General features: G+C 70.0%; 19 protein-coding genes. 16 read left to right on the top strand and 3 right to left on the bottom strand.

What is annotated here, in order from left to right; genetic code table 11:
• The first annotated feature begins 106 nt into the window (after positions 1 to 106).
• The 4 genes from secD (at position 107) to AB0L37_RS15860 (ending at position 6,368) form a co-directional block, all read left to right on the top strand.
• The gene (secD, locus tag AB0L37_RS15875) at positions 107 to 1,876 is read left to right on the top strand and encodes a protein translocase subunit SecD (protein WP_365504811.1); all 1,770 of its coding nucleotides are present in this window, start codon (positions 107 to 109) and stop codon (positions 1,874 to 1,876) included.
• A gap of 1 nt (position 1,877) precedes the next feature.
• Positions 1,878 to 2,996 (top strand): protein translocase subunit SecF, encoded by a 1,119-nt coding sequence (secF, locus tag AB0L37_RS15870; protein ID WP_365504809.1) that lies wholly within the window; start codon positions 1,878 to 1,880, stop codon positions 2,994 to 2,996.
• 140 nt (positions 2,997 to 3,136) lie between these two features.
• Complete coding sequence (locus tag AB0L37_RS15865; protein ID WP_365504807.1) at positions 3,137 to 3,676, top strand: adenine phosphoribosyltransferase; 540 nt, start codon at positions 3,137 to 3,139, stop codon at positions 3,674 to 3,676.
• A gap of 169 nt (positions 3,677 to 3,845) precedes the next feature.
• Positions 3,846 to 6,368 (top strand): RelA/SpoT family protein, encoded by a 2,523-nt coding sequence (locus AB0L37_RS15860; protein ID WP_365504805.1) that lies wholly within the window; start codon positions 3,846 to 3,848, stop codon positions 6,366 to 6,368.
• 111 nt (positions 6,369 to 6,479) lie between these two features.
• Here AB0L37_RS15860 and AB0L37_RS15855 read toward each other — a convergent pair whose 3' ends face one another.
• Both AB0L37_RS15855 and AB0L37_RS15850 read right to left on the bottom strand, forming a co-directional pair.
• Positions 6,480 to 7,712, bottom strand: a complete 1,233-nt coding sequence (locus AB0L37_RS15855; RefSeq protein WP_365504803.1) for a DUF349 domain-containing protein — start codon at positions 7,710 to 7,712, stop codon at positions 6,480 to 6,482.
• A gap of 151 nt (positions 7,713 to 7,863) precedes the next feature.
• Entirely contained in the window at positions 7,864 to 8,661 is a 798-nt protein-coding gene (locus AB0L37_RS15850) for a peptidylprolyl isomerase (RefSeq protein WP_365504801.1), read from the bottom strand.
• A 148-nt stretch (positions 8,662 to 8,809) separates the two neighbouring features.
• Here AB0L37_RS15850 and AB0L37_RS15845 point away from each other — a divergent pair, with 148 nt between their 5' ends.
• The 6 genes from AB0L37_RS15845 to rpsD all read left to right on the top strand — a co-directional run bounded on the left by AB0L37_RS15845 (position 8,810) and on the right by rpsD (position 15,252).
• Complete coding sequence (locus AB0L37_RS15845) at positions 8,810 to 9,523, top strand: MBL fold metallo-hydrolase (RefSeq protein WP_365504799.1); 714 nt, start codon at positions 8,810 to 8,812, stop codon at positions 9,521 to 9,523.
• A 13-nt stretch (positions 9,524 to 9,536) separates the two neighbouring features.
• The gene (hisS, locus tag AB0L37_RS15840; RefSeq protein ID WP_365504797.1) at positions 9,537 to 10,799 is read left to right on the top strand and encodes a histidine--tRNA ligase; all 1,263 of its coding nucleotides are present in this window, start codon (positions 9,537 to 9,539) and stop codon (positions 10,797 to 10,799) included.
• 507 nt (positions 10,800 to 11,306) lie between these two features.
• Positions 11,307 to 11,960 (top strand): vitamin K epoxide reductase family protein, encoded by a 654-nt coding sequence (locus AB0L37_RS15835; RefSeq protein ID WP_365504795.1) that lies wholly within the window; start codon positions 11,307 to 11,309, stop codon positions 11,958 to 11,960.
• Positions 11,961 to 12,005: 45 nt separating this feature from the next.
• Positions 12,006 to 13,370 carry a replication-associated recombination protein A gene (locus AB0L37_RS15830; protein ID WP_365504793.1) on the top strand — a complete coding sequence of 455 codons (1,365 nt, stop codon included), beginning with the start codon at positions 12,006 to 12,008 and terminating at the stop codon, positions 13,368 to 13,370.
• 218 nt (positions 13,371 to 13,588) lie between these two features.
• Complete coding sequence (locus AB0L37_RS15825) at positions 13,589 to 14,311, top strand: HNH endonuclease family protein (protein ID WP_365504791.1); 723 nt, start codon at positions 13,589 to 13,591, stop codon at positions 14,309 to 14,311.
• A gap of 326 nt (positions 14,312 to 14,637) precedes the next feature.
• Positions 14,638 to 15,252, top strand: a complete 615-nt coding sequence (gene rpsD / locus AB0L37_RS15820; protein ID WP_365504789.1) for a 30S ribosomal protein S4 — start codon at positions 14,638 to 14,640, stop codon at positions 15,250 to 15,252.
• Positions 15,253 to 15,305: 53 nt separating this feature from the next.
• On the opposite strand, the gene AB0L37_RS15815 is transcribed toward rpsD, so the two are convergent.
• A complete protein-coding gene (locus AB0L37_RS15815; RefSeq protein ID WP_365504787.1) occupies positions 15,306 to 17,537 on the bottom strand; it encodes an AAA family ATPase in 2,232 nt (743 codons plus the stop codon).
• A gap of 171 nt (positions 17,538 to 17,708) precedes the next feature.
• On the opposite strand from AB0L37_RS15815, the gene AB0L37_RS15810 reads away from it, so the two are divergent.
• From AB0L37_RS15810 to AB0L37_RS15785, 6 genes are all read left to right on the top strand, one after another.
• The gene (locus tag AB0L37_RS15810; protein ID WP_365504785.1) at positions 17,709 to 18,164 is read left to right on the top strand and encodes a DUF948 domain-containing protein; all 456 of its coding nucleotides are present in this window, start codon (positions 17,709 to 17,711) and stop codon (positions 18,162 to 18,164) included.
• Between the two features lie 8 nt (positions 18,165 to 18,172).
• Positions 18,173 to 18,508 carry a DUF6167 family protein gene (locus AB0L37_RS15805; protein WP_365504783.1) on the top strand — a complete coding sequence of 112 codons (336 nt, stop codon included), beginning with the start codon at positions 18,173 to 18,175 and terminating at the stop codon, positions 18,506 to 18,508.
• Positions 18,508 to 21,180 (top strand): alanine--tRNA ligase, encoded by a 2,673-nt coding sequence (gene alaS / locus AB0L37_RS15800; RefSeq protein ID WP_365504781.1) that lies wholly within the window; start codon positions 18,508 to 18,510, stop codon positions 21,178 to 21,180. The genes AB0L37_RS15805 and alaS overlap by 1 nt, the downstream gene beginning before the upstream one ends.
• Positions 21,180 to 21,644: a Holliday junction resolvase RuvX gene (ruvX, locus tag AB0L37_RS15795; RefSeq protein ID WP_365504779.1), complete on the top strand. Its 465-nt coding sequence runs from the start codon at positions 21,180 to 21,182 to the stop codon at positions 21,642 to 21,644. Before alaS ends, ruvX begins: the two co-directional genes overlap by 1 nt.
• Positions 21,645 to 21,772: 128 nt before the next feature.
• A complete protein-coding gene (gene mltG, locus AB0L37_RS15790) occupies positions 21,773 to 23,410 on the top strand; it encodes an endolytic transglycosylase MltG (RefSeq protein WP_365504777.1) in 1,638 nt (545 codons plus the stop codon).
• Positions 23,391 to 24,221: a shikimate dehydrogenase gene (locus tag AB0L37_RS15785; RefSeq protein WP_365504775.1), complete on the top strand. Its 831-nt coding sequence runs from the start codon at positions 23,391 to 23,393 to the stop codon at positions 24,219 to 24,221. Before mltG ends, AB0L37_RS15785 begins: the two co-directional genes overlap by 20 nt.
• Positions 24,222 to 24,260 lie beyond the last annotated feature (39 nt).

Raw genomic sequence — 24,260 nt, 5'->3', positions numbered from 1 at the left:
CCCCGCGGTTCCCGCTCGTGAGTGACCCGCGCGGAGTCTCGACCATTTCATGGCCGTCCGAGCACGAATCCCCGATGCCGGACGGATGGAGAGGGAGTACGAGAAGGTGGCCACACCTAAAAAGAGCCGAGGGGCAGGTGCCCAGAGCAGGCCGGGCCGTGCTCTGAGCCTCATCGTGATCATCATGGTGGCGCTCGTCGGTGGGATGTTCATCTCCGGGACGTTCACCCCGCGACTGGGCATCGACCTCGCGGGCGGCACCAGCATCACGCTGGAGGCCAAGAACGAGCCGGGCAAGCCCAACGCGATCAACAAGACCAACATGGACACCGCGGCGGACATCATCAACCGCCGTGTCAACGGCATGGGTGTCTCCGAGGCCGAGGTCCAGACGCAGGGCAACAACAACATCATCGTCAACATCCCCAAGGGCACGAACCAGAAGCAGGCGCGCGACCAGGTCGGTACGACCGCGCAGCTCTACTTCCGCCCGGTGCTGACGGTGGCCGCCGGTGCGCCGACGGCGAACCCCTCCACGAGCCCGTCGCCGAGCGCCTCGTCCAGCAGCAAGGCGACCGACAAGGCCACGGACAAGGCGACCGACAAGGCGTCGTCGTCCGCCACGCCGTCCGCCTCCGCCACCTCGCAGGGCCGCGCCGTCACCGACAGCCTCAAGGACGACGCGTCCCCGAGCGCGTCCGCGAGCGCCAGTGCCGACGCCAAGGCGTCCCCGACGCCGTCCGCGAGCGCCTCGGCCTCCGCGGACCCGGCCACGGCGGCGCTGGAGAAGAAGTTCACGGCTCTGGACTGCACCGACTCGAAGGCCCGTACGGCGGTCAACGAGGGCGCCAAGGAGACCGACACCATCGTCGCCTGCGGCAAGGACTCGTCCGGCGCGTGGGAGAAGTACATCCTCGGTCCGTCCGAGGTGAACGGCAAGGACGTCAAGAAGGCCGCCGCGGGCATCAACCAGCAGTCCGGCCAGTGGGTCGTCAACATGGACTTCACGGGCTCCGGCTCGAAGAAGTTCGCCGCGACGACCAGCAAGCTCAAGGACCAGCAGTCGCCGATGAACCAGTTCGCCATCGTGCTCGACGGCGACGTGGTCTCGGCCCCCAGCGTCAGCTCCACCCTGAGCCAGAGCGCCGAGATCTCCGGCAGCTTCAACCAGGAGTCCGCCAAGGACCTGGCCAACGTGCTCTCGTACGGTGCCCTCCCGCTGACCTTCCACGAGCAGAGCGTCACCTCGGTGACCGCCACGCTCGGCGGTGAGCAGCTGCACGCCGGTCTGATCGCCGGTGCCATCGGTCTCGCGCTGGTCGTCATCTACCTGGTGGTCTACTACCGGGGCCTGTCGCTCATCGCCCTCGCCTCGCTGCTCACCTCCGGCATCCTCACGTACACGCTGATGACGCTGCTCGGCCCGGCCATCGGCTTCGCGCTGAACCTGCCGGCCGTCTGTGGTGCGATCGTGGCCATCGGTATCACCGCGGACTCGTTCATCGTGTACTTCGAGCGGATCCGGGACGAGGTCCGCGAGGGCCGGTCCGTGCGGCCCGCGGTGGAGCGTGCCTGGCCGCGTGCCCGGCGCACCATCCTGGTCTCCGACTTCGTGTCGTTCCTGGCGGCCGCGGTGCTCTACATCGTGACGGTCGGCAAGGTGCAGGGCTTCGCGTTCACGCTCGGCCTGACCACCCTGCTCGACGTCGTCGTCGTCTTCCTCTTCACGAAGCCGCTGATGACGCTGCTCGCCCGTACGAAGTTCTTCACGAGCGGCCACAAGTGGTCCGGTCTCGACCCCAAGCGCCTCGGCGTGCAGCCCCCGCTGCGTCGTACCCGCCGCGCCTCCGCTCCCGTCGACCCGAAGGAGGCCTGAGATGTCGAAGCTCGGCAATCTCGGCGCCAGGCTGTACCGCGGTGAGGTCGGCTACGACTTCATCGGCAAGCGCAAGATCTGGTACGGCGTCTCGATCCTGATCACCATCACGGCCATCCTCGGCCTGTCGGTGCGCGGCCTGAACATGGGCATCGAGTTCGAGGGCGGCGCGACCTTCACGACGCCCAAGACCAGCGTCTCCGCCGAGAAGGCGGAGGAGTACGCCACGGAGGCGTCGGGCCACGCGGCGACCGTGCAGGAGCTCGGCACGGGCGGCCTGCGCATCCAGGTCGCCGGCATCGACACCGGCGAGTCGGACAAGATCAAGGCTGAGCTGTCCCAGGAGATGGGCATCCCCGCCGACAAGATCAACGCCGAACTGGTGGGCCCCAGTTGGGGCCAGTCGATCGCCAACAAGGCATGGCAGGGCCTGGCCATCTTCATGGTCCTGGTCGTGATCTACCTGGCGATCGCCTTCGAGTGGCGGATGGCCCTCGCGGCCCTGGTCGCGCTCATCCACGACATCACGATCACCGTCGGTATCTACGCCCTGGTGGGCTTCGAGGTCACCCAGGGCACGGTGATCGGTCTGCTCACGATCCTCGGTTACTCGCTCTACGACACGGTCGTCGTCTTCGACTCCCTCAAGGAGCAGACGAAGGGCATCGAGAAGCAGACCCGCTGGACATACAGCGACATCGCCAACCGCTCGATCAACTCCACCCTGGTCCGCTCGATCAACACCACGGTCGTGGCGCTCCTGCCGGTGGCGGGCCTGCTGTTCATCGGCGGCGGCTTCCTCGGCGCCGGCATGCTGAACGACATCTCGCTGTCGCTCTTCGTCGGCCTCGCCGCGGGTGCGTACTCCTCGATCTTCATCGCCACTCCGCTGGTCGCCGACCTCAAGGAGCGCGACCCGAAGATGAAGGCGCTCAAGAAGCGGGTGCTCGCCAAGCGGGCCGCCGCTGCCGCCCAGGCCGACACGGCGCCCGCGGTCGTCGGCCACCAGGCCGGCACGCAGCAGGACGAGCCGGAGGACGCCGCCCCGGCGGGCGCGGGTCCGCGCAACCAGCCGGCCCGCAACCGTGGTCGCGGCCGCCCCTCGGGCAAGCGTCACTGACCCGGAACGACACGCGCGCGGGCGCCAGGAGCCGTCGAGGCCCTGGCGCCCGCGTCGTTGCGTCACCGCCCCTGCTGCTAGGGTTGACGACCGCGCGAGCCCCTTCAAAATTTCACCGAGACACACGCTGAGGTGCAGGAATGACAGACATCAAGGAGCTGCTCCTCAGCCGCATCCGCGACGTCCAGGACTACCCGGAGCCCGGTGTCCTCTTCAAGGACATCACGCCGCTCCTCGCGGACCCGGCGGCCTTCACGGCCCTCACCGACACCCTCGCGGAGCTGTGTGTCCGGCACGGTGCCACCAAGGTCGTCGGCCTGGAGGCGCGCGGCTTCATCCTCGGCGCCCCCGTCGCCGTCCGCGCGGGCCTCGGCTTCATCCCCGTACGCAAGGCGGGCAAGCTCCCCGGAGCCACGCTCGCGCAGTCGTACGAGCTGGAGTACGGGTCCGCCGAGATCGAGGTGCACGCCGAGGACCTCAGCGCCGACGACCGTGTGATGGTCATCGACGACGTGCTGGCCACCGGCGGCACCGCCGAGGCAGCCCTGCACCTGATCCGCCGGGCCGGCGCCCAGGTCGCGGGCGTCGCCGTCCTGATGGAACTGGGCTTCCTGCCGGGCCGGGCCCGCCTGGAGCCGGCACTTCAGGGCGCACCGCTCGACGCGCTGCTTGTGGTGTAAAGCACCAGCTCACCACCGTGACGGCGGGCCCGGAGGAATCCGGCGCCCGCCTCTGGTGTTTCTTCTGTACGAAGGCGTCTCACCGGCCGAATACGGCTCCCGGGCGCCGGATCGATACCATGGGCTCTCCGGGACCTGCACGGGGACCCGACGCGCACGAGGAGCGCCGTTGCCAGACGAGGCCAAGCCACTCACCGCCGCCAAGCCCGACCAGCAGGCCGCCCCGGCCGCGGCTCCCTCCGGCGCGCCCGCGAAGAAGGCGCAGCCGGCCCCGCCGAGCGGCAAGGCGGCCGAGCAGCCACGGCCCAAGCCCTCCGCCGAGAAGCCTGCGCCCGACCCGGCGCGCGCCACGCCGCCGCCCGCGATCCGTGCCGCCGCGAACCAGCCGGCCGCACGCTCCGGCTCCTCCAACCGCGTCCGCGCCCGGCTCGCCCGGCTCGGCGTGCAGCGCTCGAACCCGTACAACCCGGTTCTGGAGCCGCTGCTGCGGATAGTGCGCAGCAACGACCCGAAGATCGAGACGTCCACGCTGCGCCAGATCGAGCGCGCCTACCAGGTCGCCGAGCGCTGGCACCGCGGGCAGAAGCGCAAGAGCGGCGACCCGTACATCACGCACCCGCTCGCCGTGACGACGATCCTCGCCGAGCTCGGCATGGACCCGGCGACGCTGATGGCAGGGCTCCTGCACGACACCGTCGAGGACACCGAGTACGGCCTGGACACCCTGCGCCGCGACTTCGGCGACCAGGTCGCCCTGCTCGTCGACGGCGTGACCAAGCTGGACAAGGTCAAGTTCGGCGAGGCGGCGCAGGCCGAGACCGTGCGCAAGATGGTCGTCGCCATGGCCAAGGACCCCCGCGTCCTGGTCATCAAGCTCGCCGACCGCCTGCACAACATGCGCACCATGCGCTACCTCAAGCGCGAGAAGCAGGAGAAGAAGGCCCGCGAGACGCTGGAGATCTACGCTCCGCTGGCGCACCGCCTGGGCATGAACACCATCAAGTGGGAGCTGGAGGACCTCGCGTTCGCGATCCTCTACCCCAAGATGTACGACGAGATCGTGCGGCTCGTGGCCGAGCGCGCGCCCAAGCGCGACGAGTACCTGGCCATAGTGACCGACGAGGTGCAGTCGGACCTGCGCGCGGCCCGTATCAAGGCCACCGTCACCGGACGCCCGAAGCACTACTACAGCGTCTACCAGAAGATGATCGTGCGAGGCCGCGACTTCGCCGAGATCTACGACCTGGTGGGCATCCGCGTCCTCGTCGACACGGTCCGCGACTGCTACGCGGCACTGGGCACCGTCCACGCCCGCTGGAACCCGGTTCCGGGGCGGTTCAAGGACTACATCGCGATGCCCAAGTTCAACATGTACCAGTCGCTGCACACGACGGTCATCGGGCCCAACGGCAAGCCCGTCGAGCTCCAGATCCGTACGTTCGACATGCACCGCCGCGCCGAGTACGGCATCGCCGCGCACTGGAAGTACAAGCAGGAGGCCGTCGCCGGCGCCTCCAAGGTGCGCTCCGACGCCCCCAGGTCGACCGGCAAGGACGACCACCTCAACGACATGGCGTGGCTGCGCCAGCTGCTCGACTGGCAGAAGGAGACGGAGGACCCGGGCGAGTTCCTGGAGTCCCTGCGCTTCGACCTGTCGCGCAACGAGGTCTTCGTGTTCACCCCGAAGGGCGACGTCATAGCGCTCCCGGCCGGGGCGACACCGGTGGACTTCTCGTACGCGGTCCATACGGAGGTCGGCCACCGGACCATAGGAGCACGCGTCAACGGACGCCTCGTGCCCCTCGAATCCACCCTGGACAATGGCGACTTGGTGGAGGTCTTCACCTCCAAGGCCGAGGGCGCGGGCCCGTCCCGCGACTGGCTCGGCTTCGTCAAGTCGCCGCGTGCGCGCAACAAGATCCGCGCATGGTTCTCCAAGGAGCGCCGCGACGAGGCGATCGAACAGGGCAAGGACGCCATCGTCCGCGCCATGCGCAAGCAGAACCTGCCGATCCAGCGGATCCTCACCGGCGACTCGCTCGTGACGCTCGCGCACGAGATGCGCTACCCCGACATCTCGTCGCTGTACGCCGCCATCGGCGAGGGCCATGTCACGGCACAGTCCGTCGTGCAGAAGCTCGTCCAGGCGCTCGGTGGCGAAGAGGCCGCCAACGAGGACATCGCCGAGAGCACACCGCCCTCCCGCGGCCGCTCGAAGCGACGCTCCAGCGCCGATCCGGGCGTCGTCGTCAAGGGCGTCGAGGACGTGTGGGTGAAGCTGGCCCGCTGCTGCACGCCCGTACCCGGCGACCCCATCATCGGCTTCGTCACGCGCGGCAGCGGCGTATCGGTTCACCGCAGCGACTGCGTCAACGTGGACTCGCTCTCCCGTGAGCCCGAGCGCATCCTCGAGGTCGAATGGGCGCCCACCCAGTCCTCGGTCTTCCTGGTCGCCATCCAGGTCGAGGCCCTGGACCGCTCGCGGCTCCTGTCCGACGTGACCCGGGTCCTGTCGGACCAGCACGTGAACATCCTGTCCGCGGCCGTCCAGACGTCCCGCGACCGGGTCGCCACGTCCCGCTTCACCTTCGAGATGGGCGACCCGAAGCACCTCGGTCACGTCCTGAAGGCGGTGCGCGGTGTCGAGGGCGTGTACGACGTGTACCGGGTGACGTCGGCGCGACGGCCGTGATTCGAGCCCCTGCGGCGGTTGAGCAGCGGGGGCCGGGGCGGAGCCCCGAGGCATGAGGAAGGCCCCCGAGCACGATGCTCGGGGGCCTTCCTCATGCACGGGAGAGGGCGGTCAGCCGCCGAACTCCTCAAGCCCCTTCAGCGCGGAGTCGAGCAGCGCCTGACGGCCGTCCAGCTCGCGCTGGAGCTTGTCCGCCTTCGCGTTGTTGCCCTGCGCGCGGGCCTGCTCGATCTGGCCCTTGAGCTTGTCGACGGCGGCCTGGAGCTGACCGGTCAGACCCGCGGCACGCGCGCGCGCCTCCGGGTTCGTCCGGCGCCACTCGGCCTCCTCGGACTCCTGGAGGGCGCGCTCGACGGCCTGCATCCGGCCCTCGACCTTCGGCCGGGCGTCGCGCGGGACGTGGCCGATGGCCTCCCACCGCTCATTGATCGAGCGGAAGGCGGCGCGGGCCGTCTTCAGGTCCCCGATCGGCAGGAGCTTCTCGGCCTCGTCGGCCAGCTCCTCCTTGAGCTTCAGGTTCTCGCCCTGCTCGGCGTCGCGCTCGGCGAAGACCGCGCTGCGCGCCGCGAAGAAGACGTCCTGGGCGCCGCGGAAGCGGTTCCACAGGTCGTCCTCGAACTCGCGCTGGGCGCGGCCCGCCGCCTTCCAGTCCGTCATCAGCTCGCGGTACCGGGCCGCGGTGGCGCCCCAGTCCTGCGAGTTCGACAGCGCCTCGGCCTCGGCGACCAGCTTCTCCTTGGCCTTGCGGGCCTCCTCGCGCTGCGCGTCGAGCGACGCGAAGTGCGCCTTGCGGCGCTTGGAGAACGCGGAGCGGGCGTGCGAGAAGCGGTGCCACAGCTCATCGTCCGACTTGCGGTCGAGCCGCGGCAGGCCCTTCCAGGTGTCCACCAGGGCGCGCAGCCGCTCGCCGGCCGCCCGCCACTGCTCGGACTGGGCCAGCTCCTCCGCCTCGACGACGAGCGCCTCCTTGGCGTGCCGCGCCTCGTCGGACTGCTTGGCCTTCTGGACCTTGCGCTCCTCACGCCGCGACTCGACGGTCTCCACCAGCTTGTCGAGCCGCTTGCCGAGCGCGTCCAGGTCGCCGATGGCGTGTGCGTCGGTCACCTGGTCCCGCAGGTGCCCGATCGCGGTCATGGCGTCCTTGGACGACAGGTCGGTCGTCTGCACCCGGCGCTCGAGGAGCCCGATCTCGACGACCAGACCGTCGTACTTGCGCTTGAAGTAGGCAAGAGCCTCGTCGGGCGAACCAGCCTTCCACGAACCGACTTCACGCTCAGTGCCGTCGGCCGAACGCACGTACACGGTCCCCGTCTCGTCGACGCGGCCCCACGGGTCGCTGCTCACAGCGCCTCCTCCACATGATGCCTGCGGGCGGCTCGTGGCCCCCGGGCATCGTCCACAGTTTCGTCACCGCCAACATAGGCGACCGGCGGGGCGGCTGTCCGCATCCCGCGCGACCGAAGTTTGGCAGCGGGCAGGTCAGTTCTCGGTCACGTCAGTTCTTGGTCACGGTCGCGGTCGTGATGGTGACGCCCTTCTTCGGGGCGCCGTCGGACGCGCTCTGACCGCCGGCGGCCACGCCCGCCTTCGCGACGTCCTGGACCGCCTTGAGACCGGCGTCGTCCAGCGTGCCGAACGGCGTGTACGACGGCGGCAGCTTGCTGTCCTTGTAGACCAGGAAGAACTGGCTTCCGCCGGTGTGCGGCTGGCCGGTGTTCGCCATGGCGACGGTGCCGGCCGGGTACGTCACCGAGCCGTCCTTGCCGGCCTTGCCGAGGCCCTTCAGGTTCTCGTCCGGGATCGTGTAGCCCGGGCCGCCCGCGCCGGTGCCCTCGGGGTCGCCGCACTGAAGGACGTAGATGCCCTGGGTGGTGAGGCGGTGGCACTTCGTCTTGTCGAAGAAGCCCTTGTCGGCGAGGTGCTTGAACGAGTTGACCGTGTGCGGCGTCTTGGCCGCGTCCATGGCGATCGCCATGGCGCCACGGTTCGTCTTGAGCGTGAAGGTGTACTTCGCCTTCTTGTCGACGGTCATCTTCGGCTCGGGCTTCTCCGTGGACGAAGCGCTCGGGCTCGGGCTGGCGCTCGCGTCGGCGCCGGCCTTGCTCGACGAGTCGTCGCTCTTGAAGGCGCCGGCGGCGTACGCGGCGCCCGAGCCCAGGACGGCGACCGCGAGCACCGAGGCGATCACGATGTTGCGGGTGCGCGCCTTGCTGCGCGCGGCCTCGCGCCGCTGCTGCTGGCGCAGGAACTTCTCCCGGGCGAGCTGACGCTGCCGCTGATCCTTGCTGACCACCGGTTGTTCTCCTCGTACGTCTCGTGACCTCGTGTGCGGGCCGTCTGTTGGTGCCCCGTACCGTATATGGGTTCGCTGTGGAATCGGCAGCGCCGGTAGGCTCTGATCTGCCGCATTCCACTGTTACGACGACATACGAAGGACGATCGTGCTGATTGCCGGGTTCCCCGCAGGGGCCTGGGGCACCAATTGTTATCTGGTCGCCCCCGCCGCGGGTGAGGAGTGCGTGATCATCGACCCGGGCCACCAGGCCGCCGAGGGAGTCGAGGAAGCACTCAGGAAGCACCGGCTCAAGCCGGTCGCGGTCGTTCTCACGCACGGGCACATCGACCATGTCGCCTCGGTCGTCCCGGTCTGCGGAGCGCACGACGTGCCGGCGTGGATCCACCCCGAGGACCGCTACATGATGAGCGACCCGGAGAAGGCGCTCGGCCGCTCCATCGGGATGCCGCTCATGGGCGAACTGACCGTGGGGGAGCCCGACGACGTACGGGAGCTGTCCGACGGCGCCGCGCTGAAGCTCGCCGGGCTCGACTTCTCCGTCGCGCACGCGCCCGGCCATACCAAGGGGTCGGTGACCTTCCGGATGCCCGAGGCGTCGGACATCCCGTCCGTCTTCTTCTCGGGCGACCTGCTGTTCGCCGGCTCCATCGGACGCACCGACCTCCCGGGCGGCTCCATGGACGACATGCTCGAATCGCTGGCGCGCGTGTGCCTGCCGCTCGACGACTCGACCGTGGTCCTGTCCGGACACGGCTCCCAGACGACCATCGGCCAGGAGCGCGCCACCAACCCGTATCTGCGGCAGGTGGCCGCCACCGGCCAGGGGGACTCGCCCAGGGCCCCCCGACGAGGAATGTGAAGAGACAAGTTCCGTGAGCACCTTTCAGGCCCCCAAGGGCACGTACGACCTGCTGCCGCCCGACTCGGCGACGTACCTCGCGGTGCGTGACGCGATCTCCACGCCGCTGCGCAACTCCGGCTACGGCTACGTCGAGACGCCCGGCTTCGAGAACGTCGAACTGTTCGCGCGCGGTGTCGGTGAGTCCACCGACATCGTGACCAAGGAGATGTACGCCTTCGAGACCAAGGGCGGCGACAAGCTCGCGCTGCGCCCCGAAGGCACCGCGTCCGTGCTCCGCGCGGCCCTGGAGGCCAACCTGCACAAGGCGGGCAACCTCCCGGTCAAGCTCTGGTACTCGGGCTCGTACTACCGCTACGAGCGCCCGCAGAAGGGCCGCTACCGCCACTTCTCGCAGGTCGGCGCCGAGGCGATCGGTGCCGAGGACCCGGCCCTCGACGCCGAGCTGATCATCCTGGCCGACCAGGCGTACCGCTCGCTGGGGCTGCGCGACTTCCGCATCCTGCTCAACTCGCTGGGCGACAAGGAGTGCCGTCCCGTCTACCGGGCCGCCCTCCAGGACTTCCTGCGCGGGCTCGACCTCGACGAGGAGACACTGCGCCGCGCGGAGATCAACCCGCTGCGCGTCCTCGACGACAAGCGGCCCGACGTGCAGAAGCAGCTCGTCGGCGCGCCCTCGCTGCGCGACTACCTGTGCGACGCGTGCAAGGCGTACCACGAGCAGGTGCGTGAGCTGCTCGTCGCCGAGGGCGTCGTCTTCGAGGACGACGAGAAGCTGGTCCGCGGCCTCGACTACTACACGCGTACGACCTTCGAGTTCGTCCACGACGGTCTCGGCTCGCAGTCCGCGGTGGGCGGCGGCGGCCGCTACGACGGTCTCTCCGAGATGATCGGCGGCCCGTCGCTGCCGTCGGTGGGCTGGGCGCTCGGCGTCGACCGTACGGTGCTCGCGCTGCAGGCCGAGGGTGTGGAGCTGGAACTCCCGCCCACGACCAGCGTGTTCGCCGTGCCGCTCGGTGACGAGGCGCGGCGCGTGCTGTTCTCCAAGGTGACGGAGCTGCGGCGGGCCGGGATCTCGGCGGACTTCTCGTTCGGCGGGAAGGGCCTGAAGGGCGCGATGAAGAACGCGAACCGGAGCGGGGCGCGGTTCACGCTCGTCGCCGGTGAGCGGGATCTTTCCGAGGGGGTCGTGCAGCTCAAGGACATGGAGTCCGGGGAGCAGGACGCTGTCGCGGTGGAGCAGGTCGTCGAGGTGCTCCGGGCGAAGCTGGGCTAGGTGCGGTACGTGGTCTTCTGACCTGTGCGTCGTGGCTGGTCGCGCAGTTCCCCGCGCCCCTGAAATGCAGGCGCTGCGCGCCGCATTTCCCCTATGAAGGCTGCGCGCGGCGCATGCCTTCTAGGGACGCGGGGACCTGCGCGACCAGCTCCCACCGAATCCGCACCCGTCGTCGACACACCCTCGGCGCCTTCCTCGACGGCCCGCAGGACGTCGCGGTCCGTCGCGTACGTCGTCAGAGCGACCGTCCGGCAGAAGAACCGCTTGCGCTCGATCACGCCCCGGCGGAGCCCCAACTGCCGGGCCCCGGGCAGGCGTTCGGGCTTACGGGCCGTGGCGCGGGGGAGTGCCGTCGTCATCGCGGGTTCTCCTGTCCGGTGAGCCGGAGGGGACCGAACGTTCCGGGATCTCCGGGCGAACATCCTTATGTCGATCGAACGGGTGGACACCCGTGCCCGTACGGCAGAATGACGATGCCCAAGGCCCTCTCAGCGACGGATCGGCGTGATGAGCAAGACGACGACAGCAAGCGACAGCCTGTCCCGCGACACCGGGAGCGACGACGGCCCCCGTACCGTCGGCGGGAGCCGCGCGTTCGGGCTGCTCATGGTGATCACCGGAGCGGCGGGGCTGCTCGCCGCGTGGGTCATCACGCTCGACAAGTTCAAGATCCTTGAATACAAGGTCGAGGGGAAGACCTTCACGCCCGGGTGCAGCATCAACCCGGTCATCTCCTGCGGCAGCATCATGGAGAGCAAGCAGGCCGCCGCCTTCGGCTTCCCGAACCCGATGCTCGGCCTGGTCTGCTACGGCATCGTGATCTGCGTCGGCATGAGCCTCCTTGCCCGCGCCCGCTTCCCGCGCTGGTACTGGCTCACCTTCAACGCGGGCTGCCTGTTCGGCGTCGGCTTCGTGACCTGGCTGATGTTCCAGTCCCTGTACCGCATCAACGCGCTGTGCCTGTGGTGCTGCCTGGCCTGGGTCGCCACGATCCTGATGTTCTGGTACGTCACGTCGTTCAACATCCGCAACGACTTCCTGCCGGTGCCGCGGCCCGGCAAGACGTTCTTCGAGGACTTCACCTGGGCTCTGCCCGTGGTACACATCGGCATCATCGCCGTACTGATCTTCACGCGCTGGGGCGACGCCCTCTGGGCCTGACCTGCGCCCGCGGCGTTGTCAGTGGGGTGTCTTAGGGTTTCGTACGTGGAACCCGATCTGTTCACCGCCGCAGCCGAAGAACGCCAGGAGAAGGACCCGTCCGCGAGCCCCCTGGCCGTACGGATGCGCCCGCGCACCCTCGACGAAGTGGTGGGGCAGCAGCACCTGCTGAAGCCGGGATCGCCGCTGCGCCGCCTCGTCGGCCAGGGGGACTCCGGCCCGGCGGGCGCCTCGTCGGTGATCCTGTGGGGCCCGCCCGGCATCGGAAAGACGACACTTGCCTACGTGGTCTCCAAGGCCACGAACAAGAGATTCGTGGAGCTGTCCGCGATCACCGCGGGCGTGAAGGAAGTCCGCGCCGTCATCGAGGGCGCCCGGCGCGCGCTCGGCGGCCACGGCAAGGACACCGTCCTCTTCCTCGACGAGATCCACCGCTTCAGCAAGGCCCAGCAGGACTCACTGCTGCCCGCGGTGGAGAACCGCTGGGTGACGCTGATCGCGGCCACGACGGAGAACCCGTACTTCTCGGTGATCTCCCCGCTCCTGTCCCGCTCCCTCCTGCTGACCCTCGAACCGCTCACGGACGACGACCTGCGCGGCCTGCTCGCGCGGGCGCTCGCCGAGGAGCGCGGCCTGGGCGGCGCCCTGGTGCTCGACGCGGACGCGGAGGAGCACCTGCTGCGCGTGGCAGGAGGCGACGCCCGCCGGGCCCTCACCGCCCTGGAGGCCGCGGCCGGCGCGGCCTTCGACAAGGGTGAGGCGTCCATCAGCCTCGAAAGCGTCGAGGAGTCGGTCAACCGCGCGGCGGTGAAGTACGACCGCGACGGGGACCAGCACTACGACGTCGCCAGCGCCCTCATCAAGTCCATCCGCGGCTCGGACGTGGACGCGGCCCTGCACTATCTGGCCCGCATGATCGAGGCCGGCGAGGACCCGCGCTTCATCGCCCGCCGCCTGATGATCTCCGCGAGCGAGGACATCGGCCTCGCCGACCCCACGGCCCTGCCCACCGCGGTCGCCGCGGCCCAGGCCGTCGCGATGATCGGCTTCCCCGAGGCGGCCCTCACCCTGAGCCACGCCACGATCGCCCTCGCCCTCGCCCCGAAGTCGAACGCGGCGACGACGGCCATCGGCGCCGCCATGGAAGACGTACGCAAGGGCCTCGCCGGCCCGGTTCCGCCCCATCTGCGCGACGGCCACTACAAGGGCGCCGCCAAGCTCGGCCATGCGCAGGGGTACGTCTATCCGCACGATGTCCCCGGGGGGATCGCGGCGCAGCAGTACGCGCCGGACGCGATTGCGGGGCGGCGGTATTACGAGCCGACGCGGTATGGCGCGGAGGCGCGGTATGCGGATGTGGTGGAGCGGGTGCGGGAGAGGTTGCGGGGTGAGGGGGGCGGGGGCGGCTGATCGGCTGCCGGGTGAGTGTGCGTTGCCGGGTGCGGGTTGTGTGTGGCTGGTCGCGCAGTTCCCCGCGCCCCTGAAATGCAGACGCTTCGCGTCGCATTTCCTCGATGAAGGCCAGGCGGCGAGGCCGCTGCCCCAGGGGCGCGGGGAACTGCGCGGCCGGCCCCCGCCGGGCGGTCGGACGGAATGCGGGCCCAGCGCCGCAGGCCTACGCTCGGGCCATGGGTGCGTCGCGGGCCGTACGGGTCGCCGGGGGCCTGGTCGTCATGGTCGTCGCCGCGGCGTGCACCCCGCCCCAGCTGGACCGCACCGCACCCCCGAGCACGAGCAGCACCGCGACCCCGCGGACGCTCGCCAGTAAAGGGTTCCCGCCCGACGCCGCCACCGCCCGGGACCAGCTCGCCGGCCTCACCGTCGCCTGGGGCAAGAACTGGCAGACGTACAAGCGGAGCGCATTCGGTGACGGGTGGAGCGACGACGTGGACGCCCCGGGCGGGCGCAACGGCTGTGACACCCGCGACGACGTCCTGCGCCGCGACCTCAGCGACCTGCGCGAGGGCGACCGCAACCCGTGCGTGGTGATCTCGGGCACGCTGCACGACCCGTACACCGGCAAGGACCTGCCGTACTACTACCGCCGCGCCTCCCAGATCCAGAGCGACCACGTCGTCGCGCTCGGTGCCGCCTGGCGGGCCGGGGCCTGGGCCTGGACGCCCGAGCGGCGGCTCACGTACGCCAACGACCTCGACGTCCTGCTCGCCGCCGACAAGACGGCCAACTACGAGAAGAGCAGCCGGACGCCGGACAAGTGGAAGCCGTCGAACCACGGATACTGGTGCGAGTACGGGCGCCGCTGGACCGGCATCAAGCACAAGTACGGGCTCACGGTCACGGCCCCCGAGAAGCTGGCCCTCCAGGACCTGCTGGCGACCTGCCCCCGATAGATCCGGTAGACTTCCGCGAAGTGCTGTGATCCGTGCCCGGCCTCCCGAAAGGGATGCGGGGCGTCACCAGAGCGGATCATTCAGCCGGATCCCCCGAACCGCAAGGCACAGGGGATCCAGGAGCGTCGCGCACCTTCGAAGGTGTCGCGGGCAGCCCACCACCCTCCCGGTTCCCGGGTACAGGTCGGTGGGCCACTCGCGTGCTGCACGTATGTGCCCAGATCCGGGAGCGGCTGCCCACCTCGGTGGGTTTCCCGGGCTGCGGATGCGACCTCCCAAACCCTGGTGAAGCCGTATTCGCATCAGAAATATGAGGTGTTTGGTTCATGGCGAACCAGTCCCGCCCCAAGGTCAAGAAGTCGCGTGCCCTCGGCATCGCGCTGACCCCGAAGGCCGTCAAGTACTTCGAGGCCCGCCCCTACCCGCCGGGTGAGCACGGTCGCGGCCGCAAGCAGAACTCGGACTACAAGGTCCGTCTGCTCGAGAAGCAGCGTCTGCGCGCGCAGTACGACATCAGCGAGAAGCAGATGGCCCGCGCCTACGACCGCGCCAAGAAGGCCGAAGGCAAGACCGGCGAGGCCCTGGTCATCGAGCTCGAGCGTCGTCTGGACGCGCTGCTGCTGCGTTCGGGCATCGCCCGCACGATCTACCAGTCGCGCCAGATGGTCGTCCACGGCCACATCGAGGTCAACGGCACGAAGGTCGACAAGCCGTCGTTCCGTGTCCGCCCCGACGACGTCGTGATGGTGCGCGAGCGCAGCCGCAACAAGCCGCTGTTCCAGGTCGCGCGTGAGGGTGGCTTCGCCCCCGAGGGTGAGACCCCGCGTTACCTCCAGGTGAACCTGAAGGCCCTGGCCTTCCGCCTGGACCGTGACCCGAACCGCAAGGAGATCCCCGTGATCTGCGACGAGCAGCTCGTCGTCGAGTACTACGCCCGCTGATCTCCCTCACCGGAGTCTCCTTCACCGGAGGCGGACGTATTCTCACCTGCGTTTCAGCCCGTCGTCTCCCCGCCCTTGGTGGGGGAGGCGGCGGGTTCGCGTTTTTCCGCCGCGGCGGGCCGGGCCGGCCGCGGCACCTTCGCCGTGTGCTGCCGCCTGCCGCGGCCCAGCGCGCGGGCCACGGCCTCGTCGTGCCCCAACCGCTCGCCGGTGCGCGCCAGTTCGTCGAAGCGGGCGTCGCCCAGATCCTCGCGGGCGCGCTCCTCGCACCGCTCGTGCGGCACGTTGTAGTAGACCGAGCCGAACAGCGGCAGCCCCACCGCGGGCCAGATCCCGCCCGCCGCGCCCTGGAGCACCGCCGCCTCCGCGGCGTCGCCCTCCCCGGTCGTCACCAGCGCGAGCAGTTCGACGGCGAGGACCGTGCCCAGCAGATCGTGGAACTCGTGCCCGATGGCCAGGCACTCCTCCAGGAGCACGCGCGCCCGCGCGAGATCGTCGTCGGCCCACGCCGCGTAGGCCAGGACGTACAGCGCGTACGCCCGGGTCCAGCGCTCCCCGTGGTCCTCGCACACCTGCCGTACGTCCTCGCACAGCGCCACGGCCTCCGTCAGATCGCCCTGGAACGCGACGGCCATCGCCAGCTCCACCTGCCCCATCAGCACATTGCTGTTGAGCTCGCCGATCTCGCGGTAGCGGGCGAGGGCGTCCCGCAGCAGCTGCTCGGCGCGCGGCATGTCGTCGGTGACCAGGGCCAGACAGCCGGTGCGGTGCACGGCGTACGCCAGCGCCGTCGCGTTCCCGGTGCGCTCCGCCTCGTCGTGGCACTCCTGGAGCGCGGCGAGCGCGGGCACGGTGTCGCCCTGGAGGATCGCCACGTAGCCGAGCACCCACAGCGCCTTGAAGCGGGAGTCCGCGTACTCGCCGGGCTCGCCCGTGTCCAGGAGCTCGCCGTCCAGGCCGATGCTGCGGTCCAGCCAGTGCCGGCCCTCCGCGAGCCGCCCGCAGCCGGCCCAGTAGAACCACAGCGTGCCTGCCAGGTACTGGCCCAGATGCGTCTCGCCCGGCTCCGTCAGGCAGTACTCGAGGGCCGCGCGCAGATTCGGCAGCTCCGCGTCGATCCGGGCCGCGACCTCGGTCTGCCGCGACGAGAACCAGTCCAGCTCGCACCAGGTGGCGAGCCCCATGTACCAGTCCCGGTGCCGGCGCCGCATCCGCTCCGTGTCGCCGACGCTGTCCAGCCACTCCGCGCCGTACGCGCGCACCGTGTCCAGCATCCGGTAGCGCACCCCGGCGGCCGACTCCTCACGGATCAGCACGGACTGCGCGAGCAGCTCGTGCAGGACGTCGAGGACCTCGTCCGCGTGCAGACCCTCGCCGCCGCAGATGTACTCGGCCGCCTCCAGGTCGAACCGGCCGGAGAAGACCGAGAGCCGCGCCCACAGCAGCCGCTCCTGCGCCGTGCACAGCTCATGGCTCCAGCCGATCGCCGTACGCAGCGTCTGATGGCGCGGCAGCGCGTCCCGCACCCCGCCCCTGAGCAGCCGGAACCGGTCGTCGAGCCGCTCCACCAGCTGCCCCGGCGACAGGGCCCGCAGCCGCGCCGCCGCCAGCTCCACCGCGAGCGGCAGCCCGTCCAGGCGCCGGCACACCTCAAGGACGTCGACCAGGTTGTCGCCGTTCAGCCGGAAGCCGGGTAGCAGGGCCGCCGCCCGGTCCGCGAACAGCTCGGCCGCGTCGGCCACCGGCAGCGGGGCCAGCGGGAACAGCCGCTCGCCGTCGAGCGTCAGCGGCCTGCGGCCCACGGCGACGACCCGCAGGCCCGGCGCCGCGCGCAGCAGGTCGCGTACGAGAGCGGCGCAGGCGTCGAGGAGATGCTCGAACCCGTCGAGGACGAGGACGAGTTGACGCTCGGCGAGATGGTCGACCAGGATCTGGCGCGGCGGGCGCGTGGTGTGGTCGGTGAGGCCGAGCGACTCCACGAGGGTGTGCTCGACGAGCTCCGGCTGACGCACCGTCGACAACTCGACCCGCCAGACGCCGTCACGGCGCAGGTCGGCGGGGACACGGGCGGCGGCGTGCGCCGCGAAGCGCGACTTGCCGACGCCGCCGGCCCCCGTGACCGTGATCAGCCGGGCGGAGCCGAGCGAGCCGGCCAGCTCGGTGAGTTCGGCGGCACGGCCGACGAAACGGTTCAGTTCATGGGGGAGGTTGCCGGGCCGGGGAGGCCCGGTCGGGGCCGCGTGCGGATCGTCGTGGGGGGTGCCGGGGCGCAAAGAGCGTCGCATGAGGTACGGAGCGTACCCATCCGTACGCACTCCGTACAATCGCTCCGGTCGAAGTGCGCCCGCGCGCAAGCAGAATGCGGTAAGAAGCGCGGGGCCGGGCGCGATAGGCTCGGGGGACGACTTTTCGATGGTCGACAGGCGTGAATCGGCAAGAACAGGGAGCGGTGCCAAGTGTCCGGTGGAGAGGTGGCCGGGATCCTGGTGGCTGTCTTCTGGGCGATCCTGGTCTCCTTCCTCGCGGTGGCGCTCGCGAGGCTGGCCCAGACGCTCAGGGCGACCACCAAGCTGGTCGCGGACGTGACCGAACAGGCCGTCCCGCTCCTCGCCGACGCCTCCGACGCGGTGCGCTCCGCGCAGACCCAGATCGACCGCGTCGACGCCATCGCCTCGGACGTCCAGGAAGTCACGTCGAACGCGTCGGCGCTGTCCTCCACCGTCGCCTCCACCTTCGGCGGCCCCCTGGTCAAGGTGGCCGCCTTCGGCTACGGCGTGCGCCGGGCCATCGGCGGCCGGGGCAAGGACGTGCCCGCCAAGCAGACCCGTCGTACCGTGATCGTGGGCCGCTCGGTCCCGCAGTCGCGCCGCGCGAAGCGGAACGGCGGGGCCGACCGGAATAAGAGGGACTGAACCCAGCGATGTTCCGCCGTATGTTCTGGTTCACCGCGGGCGCAGCCGCCGGCGTATGGGCCACCACCAAGGTCAATCGCAAGCTCAAGCAGCTGACCCCGGAGAGCCTCGCCGCGCAGGCCGCCACCAAGGCGGTCGAAGCGGGCCACAAGCTCAAGGACTTCGCGCTCGACGTCCGCGACAACATGGCCGAGCGCGAGGCCCAACTCGGCGACGCGCTGGGCCTGAACGAGCCGGTGGACCGCGAACTCCCCGCGCAGCGCCGCCTCGCGGCCATCGAGAACACCTTCACCGCCAAGCAACCCACGTACATCGAGTACAACAACCGGAATGAGGACCACTGATGGAGTCGGCTGAAATCCGTCGCCGCTGGCTGAGCTTCTTCGAGGAGCGTGGCCACAAGGTCGTGCCCTCGGCGTCGCTCATCGCGGACGACCCGACTCTGCTGCTCGTCCCGGCAGGCATGGTCCCGTTCAAGCCGTACTTCCTCGGCGAGGTCAAGCCGCCCGCGCCGCGCGCCACTTCGGTGCAGAAGTGCGTGCGCACGCCGGACATCGAAGAGGTCGGCAAGACGACCCGCCACGGCACGTTCTTCCAGATGTGCGGCAACTTCTCCTTCGGCGACTACTTCAAGGAAGGCGCCATCAAGTACGCCTGGGAGCTGCTCACCAGCTCCGTGGCGGACGGCGGTTACGGCCTGGAGCCGGAGAAGCTCTGGATCACCGTGTACCTGGACGACGACGAGGCCGAGCGCATCTGGCACGAGGTCGTCGGCGTCCCGAAGGAGCGCATCCAGCGCCTGGGCAAGAAGGACAACTTCTGGTCCATGGGCGTCCCGGGCCCCTGCGGCCCGTGCTCCGAGATCAACTACGACCGCGGCCCCGAGTTCGGCGAAGAGGGCGGCCCGGCGGTCAACGACGAGCGCTACGTGGAGATCTGGAACCTGGTCTTCATGCAGTACGAGCGCGGCCAGGGCATCGGCAAGGAGGACTTCGAGATCCTCGGCGACCTGCCGTCGAAGAACATCGACACGGGTCTCGGCCTCGAGCGTCTCGCGATGATCCTCCAGGGCGTGCAGAACATGTACGAGACGGACACCCTGCGCGTCGTCATCGACAAGGCCACCGAGCTGACCGGCGTGCAGTACGGCGCCAAGCACGACTCGGACGTCTCGCTGCGCGTCGTCGCCGACCACATGCGTACGTCGACGATGCTCATCGGCGACGGCGTCACGCCCGGCAACGAGGGCCGCGGCTACGTGCTGCGCCGCATCATGCGCCGCGCCATCCGCAACATGCGCATCCTCGGCGCCACCGGACCGGTCGTGCAGGAGCTGCTCGACGTCGTCATCGACACGATGGGCCTGCAGTACCCGGAGCTGATCTCCGACCGCAAGCGCATCGAGACGGTCGCGCTCGCCGAGGAGGCCGCGTTCCTCAAGGCCCTCAAGGGCGGCACGAACATCCTCGACACCGCCGTCACCGAGACGAAGGCCGCCGGCAAGTCGGTCCTCTCCGGCGACAAGGCGTTCCTGCTCCACGACACGTGGGGCTTCCCGATCGACCTCACCCTCGAAATGGCCGCCGAGCAGGGCCTGTCCGTGGACGAGGACGGCTTCCGGCGCCTGATGAAGGAGCAGCGGGAGCGCGCCAAGGCGGACGCCCAGGCCAAGAAGACCGGCCACGCCAACGTCGGCGCGTACCGCGAGATCGCCGACGCCGCCGGTGCCACCGACTTCATCGGCTACACGTCGACGGACAGCGAGTCGACCGTCGTCGGCCTTCTCGTCAACGGCGTCTCCTCGCCGGCCGCCACCGAGGGCGACGAGGTCGAGGTCGTCCTCGACCGCACCCCCTTCTACGCCGAGGGCGGCGGCCAGATCGGCGACACCGGCCGCATCAAGCTGGACAACGGCGCGATCGTCGAGGTCCGCGACTGCCAGAAGCCCGTCCCCGGCGTCTACGTCCACAAGGGCGTCGTCCAGGTCGGCGAGGTCACGGTCGGCGCCCCGGCCCAGGCGATCATCGACGTCACCCGCCGCCGCGCCATCGCCCGCGCGCACTCGGCCACGCACCTCACGCACCAGGCGCTGCGCGACGCGCTCGGCCCGACGGCCGCGCAGGCCGGTTCGGAGAACCAGCCGGGCCGCTTCCGCTTCGACTTCGGTTCGCCGTCCGCCGTGCCCACGGCCGTGATGACGGACGTCGAGCAGAAGATCAACGAGGTCCTCTCGCGCGAGCTGGACGTGCAGGCCGAGGTCATGTCGATCGACGAGGCCAAGAAGCAGGGCGCCATCGCCGAGTTCGGCGAGAAGTACGGAGAGCGCGTCCGCGTCGTCACCATCGGCGACTTCTCCAAGGAGCTGTGCGGCGGCACGCACGTGCACAACACCGCCCAGCTCGGCCTGGTGAAGCTGCTCGGCGAGTCGTCCATCGGCTCCGGCGTGCGGCGCATCGAGGCCCTGGTCGGCGTCGACGCGTACAACTTCCTCGCCAAGGAGCACACGGTCGTCGCCCAGCTCCAGGAGCTGGTCAAGGGCCGCAGCGAGGAGCTGCCCGAGAAGATCTCGGCGATGCTCGGCAAGCTGAAGGACGCCGAGAAGGAGATCGAGAAGTTCCGCGCGGAGAAGGTCCTCCAGGCCGCCGCCGGGCTCGCCGACTCCGCCAAGGACGTCCGCGGCGTCGCCCTCGTCACCGGCCAGGTGCCGGACGGCACGGGCGCCGACGACCTGCGCAAGCTGGTCCTCGACGTGCGGGGCCGCATCCAGGGCGGCCGCGCTGCCGTCGTGGCCCTCTTCACCACCGTCAACGGCAAGCCGCTCACGGTCATCGCCACCAACGACGCCGCCCGCGACCGCGGCCTCAAGGCCGGCGACCTGGTCCGTACGGCCGCCAAGACCCTCGGCGGCGGTGGCGGCGGCAAGCCGGACGTCGCGCAGGGCGGCGGCCAGAACCCGGCCGCGATCGGCGAGGCCATCGACGCGGTCGAGCGCCTCGTCGGCGAGACGGCCAACTGATGCGCCGAGGCCGCCGGTTGGCGATCGACGTCGGGGACGCCCGGATCGGGGTCGCGTCCTGCGACCCCGACGGGATCCTCGCGACGCCGGTGGAGACCGTGCCGGGACGCGACGTCCCGGCCGCCCACCGGCGGCTGAAGCAGATCGTCGAGGAGTACGAGCCGATCGAGGTCGTCGTCGGGCTCCCTCGCTCCCTCAAGGGGGGCGAGGGCCCGGCGGCCGTCAAGGTCCGCGGTTTCGCCCAGGAGCTTGCGCGGGGCATCGCACCCGTTCCGGTGAGACTCCTGGACGAGAGGATGACCACAGTGACGGCCAGTCAGGGCCTGCGCGCCAGTGGTGTTAAGTCCAAAAAGGGCCGGTCTGTCATCGACCAGGCGGCCGCCGTCATCATCCTCCAGCAGGCATTGGAGTCCGAACGGGCGTCAGGAAATGCCCCCGGCGAGGGCGTCGAAGTGGTTGTCTGATCGCGATACGGTAACGTTCCGCGCGATCGGCGGCGTTCGAACAGCCGCCGCACAGCATCAAGAGGCGGAACGGTTGCCCTCCCGATCGGACACGGGCTCTGCCCCGCCTCGCGGCTTGTAGGGGACCGATGACTGAGTATGGCCGGGGCGAAGGCTCCGAACCGTGGCACCCTCAGGACCCGTTGTACGGGGACCAGGGGTGGGGGCAGCAGGCCGGGCACGGCCAGCATGCCTACGGCGGCCAGGGGCAGTACGACCCGCAGCAGCCGCAGCAGGCCTACGGCGGTGACTGGGGCACGGGGCAGCAGCCCGGCTACGGACAGGACCCCGGCCATGGTCAGGACCAGGGGTACGGGCAGCAGTCGTACGGCGGACAGCAGGGCCAGGGCGGCTGGGACAACACCGGTGCGCACGGCCAGGTCCCCTACGGCACCGACCCCATGGACCCCTACAACACCGGACAGAACGCCGCGTACAACGGCGAACAGCCGGACTACTACCACACCCCCGGCGCCTACCCGCCGCCCGAGCCGCCGGGCCGGCGCCGCGCGCCCGAGCCGGAGCAGACGGAGTGGGACGCGGGCCCCGACCAGGGCGAGCACGCGTTCTTCAGCGGCGGCGGGGACGACGGCGACGAGGACGAGGGCCGGGGTGGCCGTCGCGGCCGTGGCGGCAAGAAGCCGAAGAAGCGTCGCAGTGGCTGCGCCTGCCTGGTGCTCACGGTGATCTTCGCGGGCGGTGTCGGCGGGGTCGGGTACTTCGGTTACCAGTTCTACCAGGATCGTTTCGGCTCGGCGCCGGACTACTCCGGCGACGGCAACGGCGAGACGGTCAGCGTCCTCATCGAGAAGGGCTCGGGCGGTTCCGCGATCGGCCAGCAGCTCAAGGAGGCCGGCGTCGTCCAGAGCGTGGACGGGTTCATCGCCGCCTACTCGGCCAACGACAAGGCGAAGTCCATCCAGGCCGGTGCGTACGTCCTGGAGAAGAAGATGTCGTCGGCGAGCGCCGTCGAGCTCATGCTGAGCCCGAAGAGCCACGCCAACATGATCATCCGTGAGGGTGCGCGCAACGCCGAGGTCTACAAGAAGATCGACGAGAAGCTCAAGGTCTCCGAGGGGACGACCGCCAAGGTCGCCAAGACGGAGTACAAGGACCTGGGGCTGCCGGACTGGGCTCTGAACCACGGCAAGCTGAAGGACCCGCTGGAAGGCTTCCTCTACCCGTCGAGCTACGCGGTCGCCAAGGGCATGAAGCCCGAGGACGTGCTCAAGCAGATGGTCGAGCGGGCCAGTACGAAGTACGAGGAACTCGACCTCCAGGGCCAGGCCAGGAAGCTCAAGCTCGACAACCCGTGGCAGGTGCTGGCCGTCGCGAGCCTCGTGCAGGCCGAGGGCAAGACGCACGACGACTTCCGGAAGATGGCCGAGGTCGTCTACAACCGCCTCAAGCCCGACAACACCGAGACGAACCAGAAGCTCCAGTTCGACTCGACGTTCAACTACCTCAAGGGCCAGAGCAAGATCAACATCAGCGAGTCCGAGATCAACAGCAACCCGGACCCGTACAACACCTACTACCACAAGGGCCTTCCGCCGGGCCCGATCGGCAACCCCGGTGACGAGGCGCTCGCCGCGACGCTCAACCCGACGAGCGACGGCTGGATGTACTTCGTGGCGACGGACGGCATGCACAAGACCGAATTCGCGAAGACCCTCGCCGAGTTCGAGAGGCTGAAGGACAAATTCAATGACAGCCAGGGCAACTGACGCCCACCGGGCGGCAGTTCTCGGTTCCCCGATCGCTCACTCGCTCTCGCCGCAGCTGCACCGGGCGGCGTACCGGGCGCTCGGCCTCGGCGACTGGACGTACGACCGCTTCGACGTCGACGAGGCCGCGCTGCCCGGGTTCTTCGCCGGGCTCGGGCCGGAGTGGGCCGGGCTCTCGCTGACGATGCCGCTCAAGCGGGCGGTGATCCCGCTGCTCGACGGGATCACGGACACCGCCGCGTCCGTCGAGGCCGTGAACACCGTGGTGTTCCACCCCGACGGGCGCAGGACCGGCGACAACACGGACATCCCCGGGCTCGTCGCCGCTCTGCACGAGCAGGGCGTCGAGAAGGTCGAGTCCGCCGCGATCCTCGGCGCGGGCGCCACCGCGTCCTCGGCGCTCGCCGCCCTCGCGCGGATCTGCACCGGCGAGGTCGTCGCGTACGTACGCAGCGAACAGCGGGCCGACGAGATGCGCGGCTGGGGTGAGCGGCTCGGTGTGCAGGTGCGTACGGCGGACTGGTCCGACGCGGCGCGGGCCTTCGACGCCCCGCTGGTGATCTCCACGACGCCCAAGGGCGGCACGGACCACCTGGTCGGCGAGGTACCCGCCAGGACGGGCACGCTTTTCGACGTGGTCTACGACCCCTGGCCGACGCCGCTCGCCGCCGCCTGGCAGGAGCGCGGCGGCTCGGTGCTCAGCGGGCTCGACCTGCTCGTGCACCAGGCGGTCTTCCAGTTCGAGCAGTTCACCGGCGACACCCGGCCGGTGCTCGCCGCGATGCGCGAAGCGGGCCTGAAGGCGCTCTGAGCACGCCTCGCGCGTGTTCCCCGTCTCAGCGCACGTCCG

The organism is Streptomyces sp. NPDC052225 (assembly GCF_040679615.1).
Lineage (GTDB): Bacteria > Actinomycetota > Actinomycetes > Streptomycetales > Streptomycetaceae > Streptomyces.
Note: the sequence above shows the minus strand (reverse complement) of the source record. Positions and strands in the feature narration are given on the sequence as shown.

What these genes read in the sequence shown, in the direction of transcription:
- secF (WP_365504809.1), top strand. Translation starts at nt 1,878, where the DNA reads ATGTCGAAGCTCGGCAATCTCGGCGCCAGGCTGTACCGCGGTGAGGTC.
- AB0L37_RS15865 (WP_365504807.1), top strand. Translation starts at nt 3,137, where the DNA reads ATGACAGACATCAAGGAGCTGCTCCTCAGCCGCATCCGCGACGTCCAG.
- AB0L37_RS15835 (WP_365504795.1), top strand. Translation starts at nt 11,307, where the DNA reads ATGAGCAAGACGACGACAGCAAGCGACAGCCTGTCCCGCGACACCGGG.
- AB0L37_RS15825 (WP_365504791.1), top strand. Translation starts at nt 13,589, where the DNA reads ATGGGTGCGTCGCGGGCCGTACGGGTCGCCGGGGGCCTGGTCGTCATG.
- rpsD (WP_365504789.1), top strand. Translation starts at nt 14,638, where the DNA reads ATGGCGAACCAGTCCCGCCCCAAGGTCAAGAAGTCGCGTGCCCTCGGC.
- AB0L37_RS15815 (WP_365504787.1), bottom strand. Translation starts at nt 17,537, where the DNA reads ATGCGACGCTCTTTGCGCCCCGGCACCCCCCACGACGATCCGCACGCG.
- AB0L37_RS15805 (WP_365504783.1), top strand. Translation starts at nt 18,173, where the DNA reads ATGTTCCGCCGTATGTTCTGGTTCACCGCGGGCGCAGCCGCCGGCGTA.
- alaS (WP_365504781.1), top strand. Translation starts at nt 18,508, where the DNA reads ATGGAGTCGGCTGAAATCCGTCGCCGCTGGCTGAGCTTCTTCGAGGAG.
- ruvX (WP_365504779.1), top strand. Translation starts at nt 21,180, where the DNA reads ATGCGCCGAGGCCGCCGGTTGGCGATCGACGTCGGGGACGCCCGGATC.
- mltG (WP_365504777.1), top strand. Translation starts at nt 21,773, where the DNA reads ATGACTGAGTATGGCCGGGGCGAAGGCTCCGAACCGTGGCACCCTCAG.
- AB0L37_RS15785 (WP_365504775.1), top strand. Translation starts at nt 23,391, where the DNA reads ATGACAGCCAGGGCAACTGACGCCCACCGGGCGGCAGTTCTCGGTTCC.